We start from the raw sequence: 18,104 nt of genomic DNA on the forward strand, positions 1-18,104 counted from the left end.
ATGCTTTGGACGGACTGCTTAAATCGCTTGCGACAAGAGCTCTCTGGAAATGTCTTTACAATGTGGATTCGCCCATTGGTGGCAGAAGAAGTTGAAGATACATTAAAACTTTATGCGCCTAATCCTTATTGGACGCGTTACATTCAAGAGCATCATCTGGAATTGATTACCATTTTGGCAGAGCAGTTGTCTGAGGGACGCGTGCGTAAGGTCGAAATTTTAGTCGATTCGCGCCCAGGTGCGATTTTATCGGCCAGTGAACAACCTGCGACCACCACTGCTGCATTGGAATCTAGCCCTGTGCCTGTGGCTAAGCCTAAACGTGAAAAAGAAGAAAGTTCTGCCAAAAGCCGTAAACGCCAACTCAATCCGTTATTTACCTTTTCCTTATTTGTGGAAGGTCGATCGAATCAAATGGCTGCAGAAACCTGTCGCAAGGTATTAACTCAATTGGGAGCTTCACAGCACAACCCATTATTTTTGTATGGCCCAACAGGTTTGGGTAAAACTCACTTGATGCAAGCGGTGGGCAATGCTTTATTACAAGCCAAACCGAATGCGCGGGTCATGTACATGACTGCAGAAAGTTTTGTGCAGGATTTTGTCAGCTCTTTGCAGCAGGGCAAGGTTGAGGAATTTAAGAAAAACTGCCGCTCTTTAGATTTGTTATTGGTGGATGACATTCATTTATTGGCGGGTAAAGAAGCCAGTTTGGTCGAGTTTTTTTACACCTTTAACGCTTTATTGGACGAATCTAAACAAATTATTTTGACTTCAGACCGTTATCCAAAGGAATTAACCGAATTGGATGCACGTTTGGTGTCACGTTTTTCTTGGGGTTTATCAGTTGGGGTAGAACCGCCAGATATTGAAACCCGAATTGAAATTTTATTAAAGAAAGCTGAAAGCAGCGCCGTGGATTTACCACGCAACTGTGCTTTATTTATTGCCCAGCAAGTTGTGGCCAATGTGCGTGAACTCGAAGGCGCACTCAATAAAGTGGTGGCAATTTCCCGTTTTAAAGGCACACCAATTGATCTAGATGTGGTGCGTGAATCTTTAAAAGATGTCTTGGCAATTCGCGCTCGTACCATCAGTACCGAAAATATTCAGCGGGTGGTGAGTGAATATTTCCGTATTCCACTCAAAGAATTGGTGGGGCCAAAACGTACCCGTATTTATGCGCGTCCACGTCAGTTGGCGATGGGCTTGGCACGTGAACTTACAGGCGACAGTTTCCCTGAAATAGGTATGGCATTTGGCGGGCGCGATCACAGTACCGTAATGCATGCCTGCGAAAAAGTACAAAGCCTGCGTGAAGAAGATCCGATCTTTAACGAAGACTATAAAAACCTGCAACGATTGTTGCAAAGTTGAATGAATTTGCTCAAATTCTGTTCTTGCCATGCGGCAGCTTTTGCCGCATAGTACACTGCTAAAAAAACTATTTTATACTCCAATCTTCAGTTGTTAGAGGAATGTACCGTGCGTTTAAAAATCGCGAAAGAAAGCTTACTGAATGTTCTGTCACATGTCGTAGGAGCGGTTGAACGTCGCCATACCTTAAATATTTTATCCAATGTCAAAGTTCAAGTGACCGAGCAAGCCTTAATCATTACTGGTTCGGACTTGGAAGTGGAGTTGGTTGCCAGCACGAATCTGACCGAAGGGGCATGTTTACAAGCAGGGGAAACCACGGTACCTGCACGTAAACTGATGGATATTTGTAAATCTTTGCCAAGCGCAGCTTTGATTGATTTACAAATTACTGAAGATCAGCGCTGTATTTTAAAATCAGGCAATAGCCGCTTTGTACTGGGCACTTTGCCAGCAGAAGATTATCCATTATTGGCTACAGAAAATGCCCAAGGCACGCAAGTGACGGTCACGGAGCGCGAGCTGAAGCGTTTGTTTGAAAAAACTGCGTTTGCTATGGCGGTGCAGGATGTACGCTTTTATTTAACGGGTACTTTGCTAGAAATCGATGAAAATCAATTGCGTGCTGTGACCACAGACGGTCACCGTTTGGCTTTATGTGAAACAGCAGCTTCTTCGACAACTACTCAATTAATTCAAGCCATAGTGCCACGTAAAGCAGTGGCTGAATTGCAGCGTTTGCTGAGTATTGAAGACGAGCAATTGGCATTGTTAATTGGCCGTGAACTATTAAACGTGACCATTCGTACGCCAAGTCGTGACAAAGAACAAGCGGAGATAACTGTGCGTTTTACCACTAAATTAATTGATGGTAAGTTCCCCGATTATCGCCGTGTGATTCCGCGTGGTGGCGATAAAAACGTGCTAATCGCACATGATGTATTTAAACAATCTTTACAACGTGTGGCGATTTTAAGTAATGAAAAATTGCGTGGCGTATTCCTGAATTTTAGTACGGACACCCTGCAATTACGTGCCAATAACCCAGAACAAGATGAAGCAATTGAAGATTTAGCGATTCAATATGCCGATTCACCGTTAGAAATGTCATTTAACGCACAATATTTATTGGACGTCTTAGGGGCATTAGATGGCGATGATGTATCAATGACAATGACCGAAGCCAATCAATCGGTATTGGTACAAGATCCAGCACATCTAGATCAAACCTATGTTGTGATGCCTATGCGTGTTTAAGTGAGCGATTTATTTCAAGATTAAATCTAGCTGAATCATGCATATTACGCGTTTACATATCGAGCGTGTTCGGAACTTAAAAGCGGTTGCACTTCATGAGTTGCAGCCGTTTAACGTCTTTTATGGACAAAATGGTTCGGGTAAAACCTCGATTTTAGAAGCCATTCATTTGTTGGCAACAGGGCGTTCTTTTCGCACCCATATTCCTAAAAATTACATTCAGAACAGCAGCCAAGATGCGATTGTATTTGCCCAGTCATTGACTGAAAAAATTGGTATGCAAAAAATGGCATCGGGTGAGCAGTTGATTAAGGTCAATGGCGACCCTGTTGCGACCCAAGGACAGTTGGCTAAAATTCTACCTTTACAATATATTGATCCACTCAGTACAGATATTATTGACCATGGTGCAAAACCACGGCGACAACTGCTGGACTGGTTGATGTTCCACGTGGAACCAGAGTTTTATCACGCTTGGCAATATTATTCACGTGCCTTAAAACAGCGTAATAGTCTGCTTAAATCACAGCGACATTTAACTCTGTCAGACTTAGAACCGTGGAACAAAATGCTCAGTGATTATGGTGAGATTTTGCATCGGCAGCGTTTGGGAACAGTGGAACAATGGCAGCAATTTTTTGCGCAAGATTTACAGTGTTTATTGCCTGATTTAAACATCAGTTTGGAATACAGCGCAGGCTTTCATACCGAAACAGGCTTGTTGAATGATCTGTGTAATTACCATCAAAAAGATGTGGAACGTCGCTATACAGAATATGGGCCACACCGTGCCGATTTGCGTTTAAAAACCCCAATGGGCGATGCTGATGTGGTGTTGTCACGTGGGCAGAAAAAGCTATTGATTATGGCATTAAAACTGTCACAGATTGCAATGCTGCATGCGTCTAATAAGGAAACTGTGGTATTATTAGATGATCTGACAGCAGAATTAGATTTAAGCGCACAACAACGTTTAATTGAACGATTAAGCCAATTGGGTAGTCAAGTTTTTATTACCACTTTAGATCATCAATCCGTGCAACAACACTTACAAGCGTTGTCGATTCCTTATCGTTTGTTTCAGGTCGATCACGGAACGGTGCAGGCTGTTGAGCAATAATTTTTTATCTTTGGATAGACCTATTTTTCACTAGGGAGAAACCATGAGTTCAGAAGATCAATCTGTCTCTACTACAGAACAAACCAATGAAAAGGCTTATGATTCCTCTAGTATCAAAGTATTGCGTGGCCTAGATGCAGTTCGTAAACGCCCAGGCATGTATATCGGTGATACAGATGATGGTACAGGTTTGCATCACATGGTGTTCGAGGTAGTCGATAATGCTATTGATGAAGCTTTGGCAGGTCATTGTGATGAAATTTTGGTGACTATCCATGAAGATGAATCTGTCAGTGTATCTGACAATGGTCGTGGTATTCCAACTGATATTCACCCTGAAGAAGGTGTCTCTGCGGCAGAGGTCATTCTGACCATTTTGCACGCAGGCGGTAAATTTGATGACAACAGTTATAAAGTCTCGGGCGGTTTGCACGGCGTTGGTGTGTCAGTGGTCAACGCTTTATCGAGTAAACTTGAATTAACGATTAAACGTTCGGGTCAAATTTATGAACAGGAATACCGTCATGGTGATCCGCAATATCCTCTGAAAGTGGTCGGTGAAACTAATCAATCAGGTACGACTGTGCGGTTTTGGCCAAGTGCTGAAACCTTTAGCCAAACCATTTTTAATGTGGATATTTTGGCACGCCGTTTGCGTGAACTGTCTTTCTTAAACGCGGGCGTGCGTATTGTACTGCGTGATGAACGTGTCAATTTAGAACACATTTTTGACTATGAAGGTGGTTTGTCTGAATTTGTGAAATATATCAATGCAGGCAAAACCCATCTGAATGAGATTTTCCATTTCACCTCGCAGGCTGAAAACGGAATTACCGTAGAAGTTGCCTTGCAATGGAATGATTCCTATCAGGAAAACGTACGTTGCTTTACCAATAACATTCCACAAAAAGATGGTGGAACGCACTTGGCAGGTTTCCGTGCTGCGCTGACCCGTGGTTTAAATAACTACATGGAAAGTGAAAATATTCTAAAAAAAGAAAAAGTTGTAGTGTCGGGTGATGATGCACGTGAAGGTTTAACCGCAATTGTGTCGGTCAAAGTGCCAGATCCAAAATTCTCATCACAAACCAAAGAAAAACTGGTGTCGAGTGAAGTGAAGCCTGCCGTTGAGCAGGCCATGAATAAATCTTTCTCTGAATATTTGTTGGAAAATCCACAAGCAGCAAAATCTATCGCAGGTAAAATTATTGATGCAGCACGTGCCCGTGATGCAGCGCGCAAAGCCCGCGAAATGACGCGCCGTAAGAGTGCTTTGGATATTGCAGGTTTGCCAGGTAAGTTGGCCGACTGTCAGGAAAAAGACCCAGCATTATCTGAATTATATTTAGTCGAGGGTGACTCTGCAGGTGGTTCGGCTAAACAGGGTCGTAACCGTAAGATGCAGGCAATTTTGCCACTAAAAGGTAAAATCCTGAATGTGGAACGTGCCCGTTTTGACAAGATGATTTCATCGGCAGAAGTGGGTACTTTAATTACCGCTTTGGGTTGTGGTATTGGTCGTGAAGAATATAACCCAGACAAACTGCGTTATCACAAAATCATCATCATGACCGATGCCGACGTAGATGGTTCACACATTCGTACCTTGCTCTTAACCTTCTTCTTCCGTCAAATGCCAGAATTGGTCGAGCGCGGTCATATTTATATCGCACAGCCACCATTGTATAAGCTGAAAAAAGGCAAGCAGGAACAGTACATAAAAGATAACGATGCTTTAGAAACCTATCTAATTTCTAATGCGATTGATGAACTTGAGTTACATGTGAGTGCTGATGCACCTGCAATTCGTGGCGAGGCTCTAGCTAAAGTCATTGCAGATTATCAAACTTCACAAAAGAGTTTGAGCCGTTTAACGCTACGTTATCCTGCAAGTCTGTTGGATGGTTTATTGGAGTTGGATGCCTTTAAAATTGATCAAGCAGCAGATCAGGCGTATGTACAACAATGGGGAGAGCAATTACGTCAAACCATTGAGCAATTACAGCCAAGTTTGCGTCCTGAATTAAGTATAGAACAGTTTGAAAAAGAAGATGCAGATGGTCAAAAATCGGCAACGTATTGGCCACGAATCACGGTATATGTGCACAACTTGCCACATACTTATTTACTAGATACAGGTTTGCTGGGTTCAGCTGAATATGCACGTTTGCTGAAAAATTCAAAAAGCTGGTTTACGCTGCTTGAAGAAGGTGCATACTTGGAAAAAGGTGAACGTAAAATTTCGGTCAACAATTTCCATCAAGTGTGGCAACACATTTTACAGGACTCGCGTCGTGGCATGATGATTCAGCGCTATAAAGGTTTAGGTGAAATGAATGCGGAACAACTTTGGGAAACCACCATGGACCCAGAAAACCGCAATATGTTGCAAGTCACCATTGATGATGCCATTGAAGCAGACCGCATGTTCTCTTGTTTAATGGGCGATGATGTAGAACCACGTCGTGCTTTTATTGAAGAAAATGCATTAAATGCAGATATTGACGCTTAATTCCTCCAAAGCATTCTCATTATCATAAGCACTCTACGGAGTGCTTTTTTTGTGTTTGGCTTTTGTTGTTGTCATGATTCATCCAAATAACTTTTATAAAACTGACTTATTGTTCTGTCATGCTGTGCCACATTAAGCCAAAAATAGAAGAGAATCATTAAGATGGATAATCAATTAGAACAAGCACGTGATGCATGGGTGAATGCCTTTTTTACTGGCAATGTGGAGCTGTTAGCACACTATGAAGATGAGGATTTTAAAGTTGTTTATACGGCAGAATCATGTGTGGAAAATCGTGAAACACGTTATGCCAATATTCAGCATGCAGTGAATAATGGTGTCTGGAAACCGATCAAACCGAATGTTGATTCAGAAGAATATGAGTTCGATCGTGAGCAGGTTAATTGTCGGATTCAAATTGGTTTGGCGGATGATCAAGGGTATATTCAAGAAATCTGGCGCTATATTAAGGGCTGGAAAATACAAGAATTATGTATCAGTAAAGTAAAAGTGGCTGCTGAATAGCCGCGAATTTTTGTGAATCACTAAGATTCAATGACCCAAAGCAATCATCAAGGAATGTGCTGATTTGGCCATAACTGGGGTTTTGAATTTAAAATAATGGTTGGTTTAAGATGTGGATAACTGATTTTTTGCTTTTAAATTTAAATTTCAGTTTTTGAATTTAAAAGTTGTGCTGAGTTTTAAATTCAAACTTTCTTGCTTGGTGAGTATGTGGGCATACTTTTATTATGTATAGGTAGTGTTATACAACTATCGTGTGTTGCGGGATTGATAAGTGAAAATAAACAAACACAAGACGGCATGTAAACAACTTGAGCGATCAGTTACAGGACTTCAAGACACAAAACGCAACCTTGACCAAGCAACTACAAGCATTAGAGAGAGATGGATCCGTAAATTTGAACAACTCCTATAAGTGATATTCTGCTCCTCAAATGATGTTATAAACATCAATATATGGAGTATTTTATGGCACGTAGACCAAGAAGAAATCATTCAAATGATTTTAAAGCTAAGGTAGCACTTGCTGCGATTAAAGCAGAAAAAACACTTGCTGAATTGAGTGCTGAATTTGATGTTCATCAAAACCAAATTATTGACTGGAAAAATCAATTGATCTCAGCTTCCTCGCAAGCTTTCGATCAATCAAAAGCTCCATCAGAACCCCCCATTGATCTTAAAAAGTTACATGCAAAAATCGGTGAGCAGGCATTAGAAATTGATTTTTTAGAAGGTGTGTTGAAGAAACTGGGCCGCTTCAACCACAAAAGTTAATCGACGACTCACTTCAGATTTCAGTATCTAAGCAAGCTAAGCTGCTGAAAGTCTCCCGTGGTTGTTATTATTATCGCCCAAAACCTGTTAGCTCATCAGATCTGAAGCTGATGCGATGTATTGATGAATTACATATGCAATATCCTTTTGCAGGCAGTCGTATGATGCGTGATTTGTTGAATCGTCAAGGGCATCATATAAGTTGACAAAAATAACTAATCATGCGAAAAAAGTTTTTTTAGTTAACAGATGTTCACACATGCCTCGAATTGTTTCTGTACCACTTAGTTTAGAACAGCGAGAACGACTCATTTTTCTGGCCAAGCATGCAAAACATTGGCGTGAAAGACAACGTGCCCAAACTATTCTCTGGCTTTCTGAAGGTAAAAGTGTTGCGGAAGTTGCCACTCTACAAGAACGTATCCCAGAAACCATAAGGCTACAACGCCGACGTTGGGAATTGTATGAGTTTGAATCGATTAAAGAAGGTCATCGCTCAGGTCGGCCCAATACATTGATCTCAGACTATCAGGCGAAAATCCTAGATTGGGTCAATACAAGTCCACTCAATGCAGAACAAATCCGAGTCAAACTACATGAAGAATACGAAGTGTCCGTGTCTGTTGAAACCATTCGTAAGTTTTTACGTGATTCAGGTATGGTCTTCAAGCGTACCCGTCATAGCTTGAAAAAAAAGAGATCCGATTGCATTTGAACAAGCAACACAGCAGATTGAAAAATTACGAGAGCAAGCGGCACGTGGTGAAATTATATTAGGTTATGTTGATGAAACAGGGTTTTCATCTACACCTGATAACCGCTATGCGTGGACAAAGATAGCTGATGTTCATGCGGTTGATGCAATAAGATTAAAACGAGTTAATGTCATGGGGTGTTTGCTTTCAACGGGGAAACTGGTGACAAGTTGTTTACAAGAGTCAGTTACAAGCACTTGGTTTTATGCCTATTTAACTGGAATAGCTCAACAAGTAAAACAGACTTATAACCTTCCATTGGTTCTTATTGTTGATAATGCCTCGATTCATAGAAGTAAAAAGATGGCTGATTACAGAGAGCTACTTAAAAGTAACTTTTCGACGAATTTGTATTTTATTCCAGCTTATAGCCCTGAGTTAAATCGAATCGAGATGGTATGGAAGCAGATGAAATATTATTGGCGAGATTTTCAAGTCATGACAGCTGATAAAATAGAGCAATGGGTGGAGAGAGTATCAAACCAATTCGGAAAAGAATACATGTTTACTTTTTAATGACAGCTTAGGACGACGTCATACACGTACTTTAATGAAGAAAATGGGTATTCAGGCGTTATATTGCAAACCAAATTTAAGCCAGGCTAATCAAGCTCACCGTAAATATCCATATCTGCTCAAAGGGTTGGCTATTCAGCGCAGTAATCAAGTGTGGTCTACGGATATAACGTATATCCCTATGGCAAAAGGCTTTGTTTATTTATGTGCTGTGATTGATTGGCATAGCCGCAAGGTACTTGCGCATAGGGTATCGATTAGTATGGAGGTGGATTTTTGTATTTCGGTTTTAAATGAAGCGATTGAAAAATATGGATCACCTGAAATATTGAATACAGACCAAGGCAGTCAGTTCACCAGTGATGCATTTATTGATGTATTGAAATCAAATGGCATTCAAATCAGTATGGATGGTAAAGGTCGATGGGTAGATAATGTGATGGTTGAACGATTATGGCGGAGCGTTAAATATGAAGAGGTGTATCTCAAAGCTTATAGCAGTGTCACAGATGCGAAAAAGCAATTAAGTGCATATTTTGAGTTTTATAATTTGAAACGACCTCATTCGAGTCTAGACATGAGAAGCACTGCTTCGCAAGGCTAAATGAGTTTTACTATGATCAGCTACCCCAACAAAACAAGGTGGCTTAACTAGAGCGGAATATCACTTATAAATACGCTTTTAGTTGTTCAAACAAGTGGGACCACCTCTGAGATACAAGTATCCAAGTTAAAGAAATAAATGAGCCTAAAAAGAGTTATGGAATGAGATTTCGCAGATAACAATGTAAATTACATTTATTAAAGGAAATATTAAATAAAAACTTGGCGAATTCAAACATGAGGTGCGACAGTTTGAAAAGTCTTATGATAATCAACAAGCTGAGCAAATTTCTCTAATGGTGTAAGCCAATCTAACGCTTTTCTAGGACGAGTATTCAGTGACATGGCAACTTGATTTAAATAATGCTGATCTGCCTGATTTAAATCAATCCCTTTAGGTAAATATTGCCTAATTAAACCATTCATATTTTCGCATGTGCCTTTTTGCCAGGGTGAATGTGGGTCACAGAAATATACATCTATGCCTAAATCTTCTTCAAGTATTTTATGTTCTGCCATCTCGCGTCCACGGTCATAGGTCAACGTTTTACGCAGTTCTGCAGGTAAATATTTCAGAGCTTCAGTTAAAGCCTTGCGCACTGATTCTGCCTTTGCATCAGGTAATGTTGCCAAGATACAGAGCCGTGTATTTCGTTCAATAAGTGTTGCTATCGAACTTTTATTGTCTTTACCTTTAATTAAATCAGCTTCCCAATGACCCGGTATTTTTCTTTCTTGAACTTCGGCTGGGCGCTCATGAATAGTTTTAATATCCTGTAATATAGAATCTTTTTTAGGTTCACCGTTAGCTTTTCGCTTTTTATTTTCATGACGCAGACAGGATAATAAGTCTTTTTTCAACTCACCCTTTGGTAATGCTCGTATCGTTGAATAAATCGTTGTATGGCTTACATTCATTGTTTGATCCAAATCAGGAAATGTCTTTAAACGTTTTGCTATTTGCTGAGGAGACCATAAACAACGGATCGCTTCAACAATAAATTTCCAGAGGATTGAATCGATTTTGAGTTTTCTGTGACCACGTCTACGTCTAGCGAAGGTGTTATCAGAAGCATATCGAGCTTGATAAACGTCATTGATGCTATTTCTTTTAAGCTCACGATAGATCGTACTAGGATGTCTTTTAATGAGTTCAGCAAATTTTCTGGCTGAAAAGCCTTCTTTTCTTGACTCAAGCATTAATGCAGTACGATCTTCAAAGTTAAGATGATGGTATGACAATTTTATATACTCCATAAACCCTTTAAATTAATTAGGTGGTTTATGTCGCACTTCAAGTTTTACTCTGCCCTTTAATATTTAATAGACCTTGTATCTTGGAGGTTGTAGTGATTAGCTTCCACTATATGCAAATTGTAGAGTTTGTAATAGACCTAAGACTTTTAGTCTGTGCAAGAGATAAAACCTACAATTTACCCTAACCACTTGCACAACTCTGGACGGTAACTAAGCACTTTGATGCTGCATTCACAAGAAAAGACGGTGGTTATGCTAAAACAATAATTGAATAATTAAAGCAGGTAAAGATTATGTTTTATCTTGGTATTGATGTTGCTAAAGCTAAAATTGATTGCTGTTTAATTTTAGAAAATTCTGCAAATAAAAAGAAAACCAAAACTTTTTCAAATACACCAAAAGGTTTTGAGCAACTTCAAATCTGGCTAAACCAGCATGCTGCAACTTCTACGCAGACCATTATCTTAATGGAAGCAACATCTATTTATCATGAACTCTTGGCTAAATATTTATTTGATGAAGGCTATCAAGTCTCTGTAACCAATCCTGCCAGAGCTCGATATTTTGCTCAGAGTATGTCTAAGCTGAATAAAACAGACAAGGTAGATAGTGAGGTTCTAGCTCGATTTGCGATGACTGCCAATCTACATTTTTGGCAACCTTTACCCAAACATATTCAATTGCTGAATGCTTTACTGGATAGAAGAGCTGTTCTTTGTGAAGATTTACAACGTGAAAAGAATCGTTTGGAAAAAGCAGAGTCTACCTTCACGATGGAACCTGTACTTCAGTCTCTCCACAAGAGTATTGAACAGTTAAACCAACATATTCAGGGTATCGACCAACAAATTGATGATCACATTGATCAGAATCCTGATTTAAAAAATGATAAAGAACTGCTCAGCAGTATTCCAGCCATTGCAGATCGAACTAGTTTATTAATGCTCAGTTTCTTGCGCAGTCATACTTTTGAAAGAGCTAGTCAAGCGGCCGCCTTTGTTGGCTTGGTGCCCACTCAAAAGCAGTCAGGTAGCTCCATTCATGGCAGAAGCCATTTATCCAAAGCGGGCTCTTCCAAAATACGTGCCGGTTTATATATGGCAGCCATTGTCGCAACTCGGCATAATCCTCATATTAAAGGGATGAATGAAAGATTATTAGCTAATGGTAAAACCAAAATGATGGCGATTGGAGCTGCAATGAGAAAGTTGGTTCATCTTTGTTATGGTGTACTCAAACACCAACAGCCTTATCAAGCAGATTATTGAGCATGAATTTTCGATAATTTGCTTGACGTTTCAGACGGTATCTCTTGCGAAAGTAAAAACTGCCTCAATATAGATTCCATGAAATATCAGAAATTAAACCGTTTTTCAGATTCTGAATTCAAGCGCTTGGTTGGCGTACCTCGACCAGTTTTTAGTGAAATGGTCGAAGTTTTAAAAGAAGCAGAATCACTTAAAAAGAAATCTGGGCGTCCTCATACTTTAGCTATAGAGGATCAATTATTATTAACACTCAATTACTTACGGAATTACAGCACTCAATTGGAATTGGCTGCAAATTACCATATCGCTGAAAGTAATGTGAATCGAACCATTAAAAAGGTTGAAGATGCATTAATGAAATCAAGGCGTTTTACCCTGCCAAAACGAAGCATTACCACAGCAGACGAACAATTTAACTGGGTAATTATTGATGCGACAGAATGTTCAATAGAACGCCCGAAAAAAAAATCAGAGTAAGTTCTACAGTGGTAAAAAGAAGAAACATACGTTAAAAGCCCAAGTAATCTATCATCCGAAGAGCAAACAAATCATAGGAGTAGATATATCGTCTGGCAGTCAGCATGATATTAAATTGGCAAGAAAAACAGTTAAGAAATTCAAACATTGTGACTATGTTATGACCGATTTAGGGTACTATGGGTTAGAGCAAGATGGCTTTAAATTATTGATGCCAATAAAGAAAAAGAAGAATTTCCCCTTATTTGATGCTGAGAAAAATTACAATAAAATGATTGGAAAAATACGAGTTGTAATCGAACATATTAATAATCAATTGAAAAGATTTAGAATACTAAGCTGTCATTAAAAAGTAAACATGTATTCTTTTCCGAATTGGTTTGATACTCTCTCCACCCATTGCTCTATTTTATCAGCTGTCATGACTTGAAAATCTCGCCAATAATATTTCATCTGCTTCCATACCATCTCGATTCGATTTAACTCAGGGCTATAAGCTGGAATAAAATACAAATTCGTCGAAAAGTTACTTTTAAGTAGCTCTCTGTAATCAGCCATCTTTTTACTTCTATGAATCGAGGCATTATCAACAATAAGAACCAATGGAAGGTTATAAGTCTGTTTTACTTGTTGAGCTATTCCAGTTAAATAGGCATAAAACCAAGTGCTTGTAACTGACTCTTGTAAACAACTTGTCACCAGTTTCCCCGTTGAAAGCAAACACCCCATGACATTAACTCGTTTTAATCTTATTGCATCAACCGCATGAACATCAGCTATCTTTGTCCACGCATAGCGGTTATCAGGTGTAGATGAAAACCCTGTTTCATCAACATAACCTAATATAATTTCACCACGTGCCGCTTGCTCTCGTAATTTTTCAATCTGCTGTGTTGCTTGTTCAAATGCAATCGGATCTCTTTTTTTTCAAGCTATGACGGGTACGCTTGAAGACCATACCTGAATCACGTAAAAACTTACGAATGGTTTCAACAGACACGGACACTTCGTATTCTTCATGTAGTTTGACTCGGATTTGTTCTGCATTGAGTGGACTTGTATTGACCCAATCTAGGATTTTCGCCTGATAGTCTGAGATCAATGTATTGGGCCGACCTGAGCGATGACCTTCTTTAATCGATTCAAACTCATACAATTCCCAACGTCGGCGTTGTAGCCTTATGGTTTCTGGGATACGTTCTTGTAGAGTGGCAACTTCCGCAACACTTTTACCTTCAGAAAGCCAGAGAATAGTTTGGGCACGTTGTCTTTCACGCCAATGTTTTGCATGCTTGGCCAGAAAAATGAGTCGTTCTCGCTGTTCTAAACTAAGTGGTACAGAAACAATTCGAGGCATGTGTGAACATCTGTTAACTAAAAAAACTTTTTTCGCATGATTAGTTATTTTTGTCAACTTAGAGAAGTTTTCTTTGAACCGGCTACAGCTAAACAGTCAATTGAAGGTGATTTAAAGTTTAAAGAAGCAGTGAAAATTGATCCTGAATATCAAGGACAAAATTTATATATTGTTTTAGATAAAACTAATAAAGGAAATGGTGTATTCCGTTATTTTCCAGTAGCTAGTACTGCGTCACCTTTTAACCCTGAACTAAAATATTATCTAATTGATCCAAAGTTTAATCAGTCAATTAATTTAAATAGTAAAAGTACGATTACTTTTCCATCTAAATTTTTGGCTCAACCTCAATTATTCACTATTGCTGAGCATAACGTAGGTAAAAAATTTCCAATGCTTGATATATATCCTTATATCAAGGGAAGTAATAATCTCAAGATTAAGTTAGCCGAAGTAAATAAAGGTACTAATACTAATACAGCGAATCAGATAGCAAAATCATTAAATTTTTCGGAAATCGATTCTACTGAAACTCGTTTAATTGAGGGATCTGATACTCCAGTCGTGCCGCGCAAAAAGTCTCTATGGCTGCGGCTGCTGCAACTTGTGCATCTACAATAAGCTCTAATTTAGCGAGTTATCGAAGCCTTTTGACAAGTACAGGGGGAGTAAAGATTTCAGCATGTGAAATTAATGACTCGGGTTTTTATGGTATGGTGATTGTGAAGCTAAACTAAAGATTAAAAGTTTTACGAATATGTCATATGAGTATGCAACATACACAATGCATCTTCTATCCAATATGATGAGATTTAACCCTATTTCGCATAGGGTTAAATCTCATCGATATGCTTATTCAAAACTGCTTTCGAGTTCTTCTAATTCCATCATCAATTCAAGCATGTGTTCTTCTGCCTGTGCCAATTTGGTTTTCAGATCATTTTGTTCATTCATGAGTTTGAGTAAATCATCTTTACGGTTGGCATCGTAAAGGGCAGGATCTGCCAGTTCGGTTTCAATTTCAGTCAGACGCGGTTGAATTTTTTCAATTTGCGCTTCGTATTTTTCAATATTTTTACGAATAGGGCGAGTTTGTTCACGGCGTTGTGCTGCCAGTTTACGTTGCGCTTCTTTATCTACTTTGGCGAGGTTGGTTTTGCTTTCAACCACTGGACTTGGATTGGATGGAGCTGCGTTAGATGAGCTTTGTTTAAGCATGTCTGAACGGGCTTGGCGTAACCATTGGGCATAATCCTGTAAATCGCCTTCAAACTCTGTGCATTGTCCTGCGTGAACCAAGAGTAAGTCATCACAGACACTGGCAATCAATTGACGTTCGTGTGACACCAATACCACTGCACCGTCATAATCCTGTAAAGCCATGGTGAGGGCATGTCGCATATCTAAGTCTAAATGGTTGGTCGGTTCGTCCAGAATCAGTACGTTAGGGCGTTGCCAGACAATTAAAGCCAAAGCCAAACGCGCACGCTCACCTCCTGAAAAACTTTCACAAGGTGTGTCCATACGTTCACCACTAAAGCCAAAACTGCCTAAAAAGGCGCGTAAAGTGGCTTCGCTGATTTTTTTATCGGCAATGCGTGCCAGTTGTAGCATCGGGCTGGCAGTATCATCCAAAGCATCCATTTGATGCTGCGCAAAATAGCCAATATTGAGTAACTCTGAGGCTTTACGAGTACCTGACAATAATGCCAATTCACCCACTAAGGATTTAATTAAGGTCGATTTACCTGCGCCATTCATCCCCAATAAACCAATACGGCTGGTCGGAGTAATTTGTAGGTTAATTTTGCTGGCAATCACTTTATCTGCATAACCAATGCTGACGTGTTCCAAGGTCAGTAACGGCGAACTCATTTTGGTCGGTTCACGGAAACTGAAGGTAAATGGGGTATCTACATGTGCGGGGGCAAGCAATTGCATGCGTTCCAATTGCTTGATACGGCTTTGTGCCTGCCGTGCTTTGGTGGCTTTGGCTTTAAAGCGATCAATATATTTTTGTAAATGTGCACGGGTTTCTAATTGTTTTTCATACGCTTGTTGATGTTGTGCCAAGCGTTCACTGCGAGTGGTTTCAAAGGTTGAATAATTGCCTGTATATAAAGTCAGTTCGCTATTTTCAATATGTAAAATATGATCGGTAATGGCATCTAGAAAATCACGGTCATGGGAAATCAGCACCAAAGTTCCCGTATAGGCTTTGAGCCAGTCTTCTAACCATAAAATTGCATCTAAGTCTAAGTGGTTGGTTGGTTCGTCCAGTAACAATAGTTCTGAGCGACTCATTAAGGTGCGTGCTAAATTTAAACGCATCCGCCATCCACCTGAAAAACTACTGACAGCCAAGCTGTTTTGATGTTCCATAAAACCTAAACCTGCCATGAGTTGTGCGGCTTTGGCAGGTGCGGTATAACCATGAATTTCATCAAAACGACCATGCAAATGCGCAAGTTGGTCATTATTTAATTGTTCAGGATGTTGTAGTTGTTGTTGAATGTTCCAGTATTCTTCATCACCCGATAGCACAAAATCAATCGCAGGCAAATCCAACGCTTTGATTTCCTGTGCCATGTGTGCCACAGTCCAGCCTTGTGGACGGCTTAGCATACCTTCATCTGGAGTTAAGCTGCCCAAAAGCGCAGCAAATAAACTGGATTTTCCTGCACCATTGACGCCTGTAAGACCGACTTTCCAGCCTGGATGGATTTGCATAGACGCTTTTTGAAATAAAACACGTCCACCGCGGCGTAAAGAAACTTGGTCAAGTTGAATCATGGTGCTTACTGGTCACAACAAAAGTTGGGCATATTCTAATGTAAGCCCGCTAGAAAACAAAAATAAGCCTAGTTTTATTTGTGATTTGCGAAAAATCTCTTTTGTGATGCTTAAAAACTACGTTGCAGCAACAAAATTTTTTATAACTTTGTAAACAAGCGCAAAAGACGTGCATGTTGTAAACGATTTGATTTTAATCTAAATCTATAAAATATATGTGAATTATGGAATCAAAGTGATAGCTTAAATAAGGCAGTATAAGTTTTGGCAGAATTGACAGACGAAATTTGAGTAAATGCTCTATTTTTTTAATTTGAACTTGCTTAATATTTGTTTCGTGTACGGACACTCAAAAATAAAAAAAATCTGTAGAAGGATCGAAACAATGAAAAAAATATGGGTCAGCACAACATTGACTGCATTCGCAGCGATCGGTTTTAGTGCTCAGGCGCAAGCAGCAAAAGTAGATGTATGTGTCTTTGACTTACTGGGTAAGTCAGGTGAATCTTTTCAAATGGCACAAGAATGGGCGCTAGCCGCAAAAGGCTGGGGTGCAGAAGTCAATTTAATTGCGCGTCAGGATGAAGCTGTTGCAGACAATGACTTTAAAGCAGGCAAATGTGATGGGGTATTTATGACTGCCATGCGTGCCCGTCAATACAATAAGTTTGCAGGGTCGATTGATGCTTTAGGTGGTGCACCAAATAATGCGATTGCACAACGTGCCATCAGTTTTGCTTTAGACAAACGCAATGCTGCGAAAATGGTCACCAATTTAGGTGGAAAGAAATATGAAGTTGCGGGTATTTCACCTTTAGGTTCGGCATTCATTTTTGTGCGCGACAAGAATATAAGTTCGATTGAAAAAGCAGCAGGGAAAAAATTTGCGGTATTGGGCTATGATGATGCACAAAAAATTATGGTGCAGCGTGTAGGTGCGCAAGCCGTCATTTCTGATGTGTCTAACTTTGTGGCAAAGTTTAACAATGGTCAGGTCGATATGGTCGGCGCGCCTGCCTATGCGTACAAACCTTTAGAAATCTACAAAGGTTTAGCTAATAACGGGGCAATGTTTAATTTCCCTGTATTACAAGTGACCGCAGACTTTGTAATTCGTCCTGAACAATTCCCTGCAGGCTTTGGACAAAAATCACGAGATTGGTTTGTAAAAAACCTACCTAAAGCGATGAGTATGATTAATCGTTTAGAAGGTGAAATTCCAGCCAAATATAAAATGAACCTGAGCGCAGAAGATAAAACCAAATATCAAAAAATGCTGCGTGATGGACGTATGGATATGACCAAACGCGGCATTTATGACCCTGCTATGATGAGTGTGTTAAAACGTGCTCGTTGTTCTGTCGAAAAAACCAATTTTGAATGTTCACTGGGTGGTGAATAGATTGATTTTTAATAAAAAACCTAGAAAATTCTAGGTTTTTTTATATTGAAAGATTTGTCAATTGAGCCATATCAGCCAGAGATTAAAATTCGTTAATCTAAGCGTGATGAG

General features: G+C 39.7%; 14 protein-coding genes and 3 pseudogenes. 13 read left to right on the forward strand and 4 right to left on the reverse strand.

Going from position 1 to position 18,104, the window contains the following annotated elements:
- The 9 genes and pseudogenes from dnaA to AC0T5Z_RS00045 all read left to right on the forward strand — a co-directional run.
- On the forward strand, window positions 1-1,377 hold a 1,377-nt coding region (gene dnaA / locus AC0T5Z_RS00005; RefSeq protein ID WP_096902026.1), incomplete at its 5' end, for a chromosomal replication initiator protein DnaA.
- 108 nt (window positions 1,378-1,485) lie between these two features.
- Window positions 1,486-2,634, forward strand: a complete 1,149-nt coding sequence (dnaN, locus tag AC0T5Z_RS00010; RefSeq protein WP_291335655.1) for a DNA polymerase III subunit beta — start codon at window positions 1,486-1,488, stop codon at window positions 2,632-2,634.
- A gap of 37 nt (window positions 2,635-2,671) precedes the next feature.
- Entirely contained in the window at window positions 2,672-3,754 is a 1,083-nt protein-coding gene (gene recF, locus AC0T5Z_RS00015) for a DNA replication/repair protein RecF (protein WP_291335653.1), read from the forward strand.
- 43 nt (window positions 3,755-3,797) lie between these two features.
- On the forward strand, window positions 3,798-6,266 hold the full coding sequence (gene gyrB, locus AC0T5Z_RS00020; RefSeq protein WP_096902032.1) for a DNA topoisomerase (ATP-hydrolyzing) subunit B: 2,469 nt from the start codon (window positions 3,798-3,800) through the stop codon (window positions 6,264-6,266).
- A 162-nt stretch (window positions 6,267-6,428) separates the two neighbouring features.
- Window positions 6,429-6,791, forward strand: a complete 363-nt coding sequence (locus AC0T5Z_RS00025) for a hypothetical protein (RefSeq protein ID WP_096902035.1) — start codon at window positions 6,429-6,431, stop codon at window positions 6,789-6,791.
- Between the two features lie 456 nt (window positions 6,792-7,247).
- Window positions 7,248-7,765, forward strand: a pseudogene (locus tag AC0T5Z_RS00030) (IS3-like element ISAba14 family transposase); the annotation flags it as partial.
- Between the two features lie 59 nt (window positions 7,766-7,824).
- Window positions 7,825-8,280, forward strand: coding sequence for a helix-turn-helix domain-containing protein (locus AC0T5Z_RS00035; RefSeq protein ID WP_004973749.1), 456 nt, complete (start codon window positions 7,825-7,827; stop codon window positions 8,278-8,280).
- Window positions 8,281-8,296: 16 nt separating this feature from the next.
- Window positions 8,297-8,836, forward strand: a complete 540-nt coding sequence (locus AC0T5Z_RS00040) for an IS630 family transposase (RefSeq protein WP_446893104.1) — start codon at window positions 8,297-8,299, stop codon at window positions 8,834-8,836.
- A 7-nt stretch (window positions 8,837-8,843) separates the two neighbouring features.
- Window positions 8,844-9,487 (forward strand): annotated as a pseudogene (locus AC0T5Z_RS00045) (IS3 family transposase); the annotation flags it as partial.
- A 183-nt stretch (window positions 9,488-9,670) separates the two neighbouring features.
- Here AC0T5Z_RS00045 and AC0T5Z_RS00050 read toward each other — a convergent pair.
- A complete protein-coding gene (locus AC0T5Z_RS00050) occupies window positions 9,671-10,696 on the reverse strand; it encodes an IS30-like element ISAba125 family transposase (protein ID WP_010326927.1) in 1,026 nt (341 codons plus the stop codon).
- Between the two features lie 293 nt (window positions 10,697-10,989).
- Between AC0T5Z_RS00050 and AC0T5Z_RS00055 the strand changes: the two genes are divergently transcribed.
- Both AC0T5Z_RS00055 and AC0T5Z_RS00060 read left to right on the forward strand, forming a co-directional pair.
- Entirely contained in the window at window positions 10,990-11,964 is a 975-nt protein-coding gene (locus AC0T5Z_RS00055) for an IS110 family transposase (protein WP_153566563.1), read from the forward strand.
- Between the two features lie 78 nt (window positions 11,965-12,042).
- Window positions 12,043-12,781, forward strand: a pseudogene (locus AC0T5Z_RS00060) (IS5 family transposase); the annotation flags it as partial.
- 5 nt (window positions 12,782-12,786) lie between these two features.
- Here AC0T5Z_RS00060 and AC0T5Z_RS00065 read toward each other — a convergent pair.
- Window positions 12,787-13,353, reverse strand: a complete 567-nt coding sequence (locus AC0T5Z_RS00065) for an IS630 family transposase (RefSeq protein WP_435337756.1) — start codon at window positions 13,351-13,353, stop codon at window positions 12,787-12,789.
- Window positions 13,343-13,798: a helix-turn-helix domain-containing protein gene (locus AC0T5Z_RS00070; protein ID WP_004973749.1), complete on the reverse strand. Its 456-nt coding sequence runs from the start codon at window positions 13,796-13,798 to the stop codon at window positions 13,343-13,345. The genes AC0T5Z_RS00065 and AC0T5Z_RS00070 overlap by 11 nt, the downstream gene beginning before the upstream one ends.
- A 36-nt stretch (window positions 13,799-13,834) precedes the next feature.
- Here AC0T5Z_RS00070 and AC0T5Z_RS00075 point away from each other — a divergent pair, with 36 nt between their 5' ends.
- Complete coding sequence (locus AC0T5Z_RS00075; RefSeq protein ID WP_435337757.1) at window positions 13,835-14,419, forward strand: hypothetical protein; 585 nt, start codon at window positions 13,835-13,837, stop codon at window positions 14,417-14,419.
- A 231-nt stretch (window positions 14,420-14,650) separates the two neighbouring features.
- Here the strand turns inward: AC0T5Z_RS00075 and AC0T5Z_RS00080 are convergent, their stop codons facing one another.
- Window positions 14,651-16,591, reverse strand: a complete 1,941-nt coding sequence (locus AC0T5Z_RS00080; RefSeq protein ID WP_435337758.1) for an ATP-binding cassette domain-containing protein — start codon at window positions 16,589-16,591, stop codon at window positions 14,651-14,653.
- Window positions 16,592-16,976: 385 nt separating this feature from the next.
- Between AC0T5Z_RS00080 and AC0T5Z_RS00085 the strand changes: the two genes are divergently transcribed.
- Window positions 16,977-17,993 (forward strand): putative solute-binding protein, encoded by a 1,017-nt coding sequence (locus tag AC0T5Z_RS00085; protein ID WP_230243666.1) that lies wholly within the window; start codon window positions 16,977-16,979, stop codon window positions 17,991-17,993.
- Window positions 17,994-18,104 lie beyond the last annotated feature (111 nt).

It is taken from the genome of Acinetobacter pengchengensis (genome assembly GCF_982235305.1).

Bases quoted from the DNA above. Each gene is read 5' to 3' on its own strand.
- recF (WP_291335653.1), top strand. From the start codon at position 2,672: ATGCATATTACGCGTTTACATATCGAGCGTGTTCGGAACTTAAAAGCG.
- gyrB (WP_096902032.1), top strand. From the start codon at position 3,798: ATGAGTTCAGAAGATCAATCTGTCTCTACTACAGAACAAACCAATGAA.
- AC0T5Z_RS00025 (WP_096902035.1), top strand. From the start codon at position 6,429: ATGGATAATCAATTAGAACAAGCACGTGATGCATGGGTGAATGCCTTT.
- AC0T5Z_RS00035 (WP_004973749.1), top strand. From the start codon at position 7,825: ATGCCTCGAATTGTTTCTGTACCACTTAGTTTAGAACAGCGAGAACGA.
- AC0T5Z_RS00050 (WP_010326927.1), bottom strand. From the start codon at position 10,696: ATGGAGTATATAAAATTGTCATACCATCATCTTAACTTTGAAGATCGT.
- AC0T5Z_RS00055 (WP_153566563.1), top strand. From the start codon at position 10,990: ATGTTTTATCTTGGTATTGATGTTGCTAAAGCTAAAATTGATTGCTGT.
- AC0T5Z_RS00070 (WP_004973749.1), bottom strand. From the start codon at position 13,798: ATGCCTCGAATTGTTTCTGTACCACTTAGTTTAGAACAGCGAGAACGA.
- AC0T5Z_RS00075 (WP_435337757.1), top strand. From the start codon at position 13,835: ATGATTAGTTATTTTTGTCAACTTAGAGAAGTTTTCTTTGAACCGGCT.
- AC0T5Z_RS00080 (WP_435337758.1), bottom strand. From the start codon at position 16,591: ATGATTCAACTTGACCAAGTTTCTTTACGCCGCGGTGGACGTGTTTTA.
- AC0T5Z_RS00085 (WP_230243666.1), top strand. From the start codon at position 16,977: ATGAAAAAAATATGGGTCAGCACAACATTGACTGCATTCGCAGCGATC.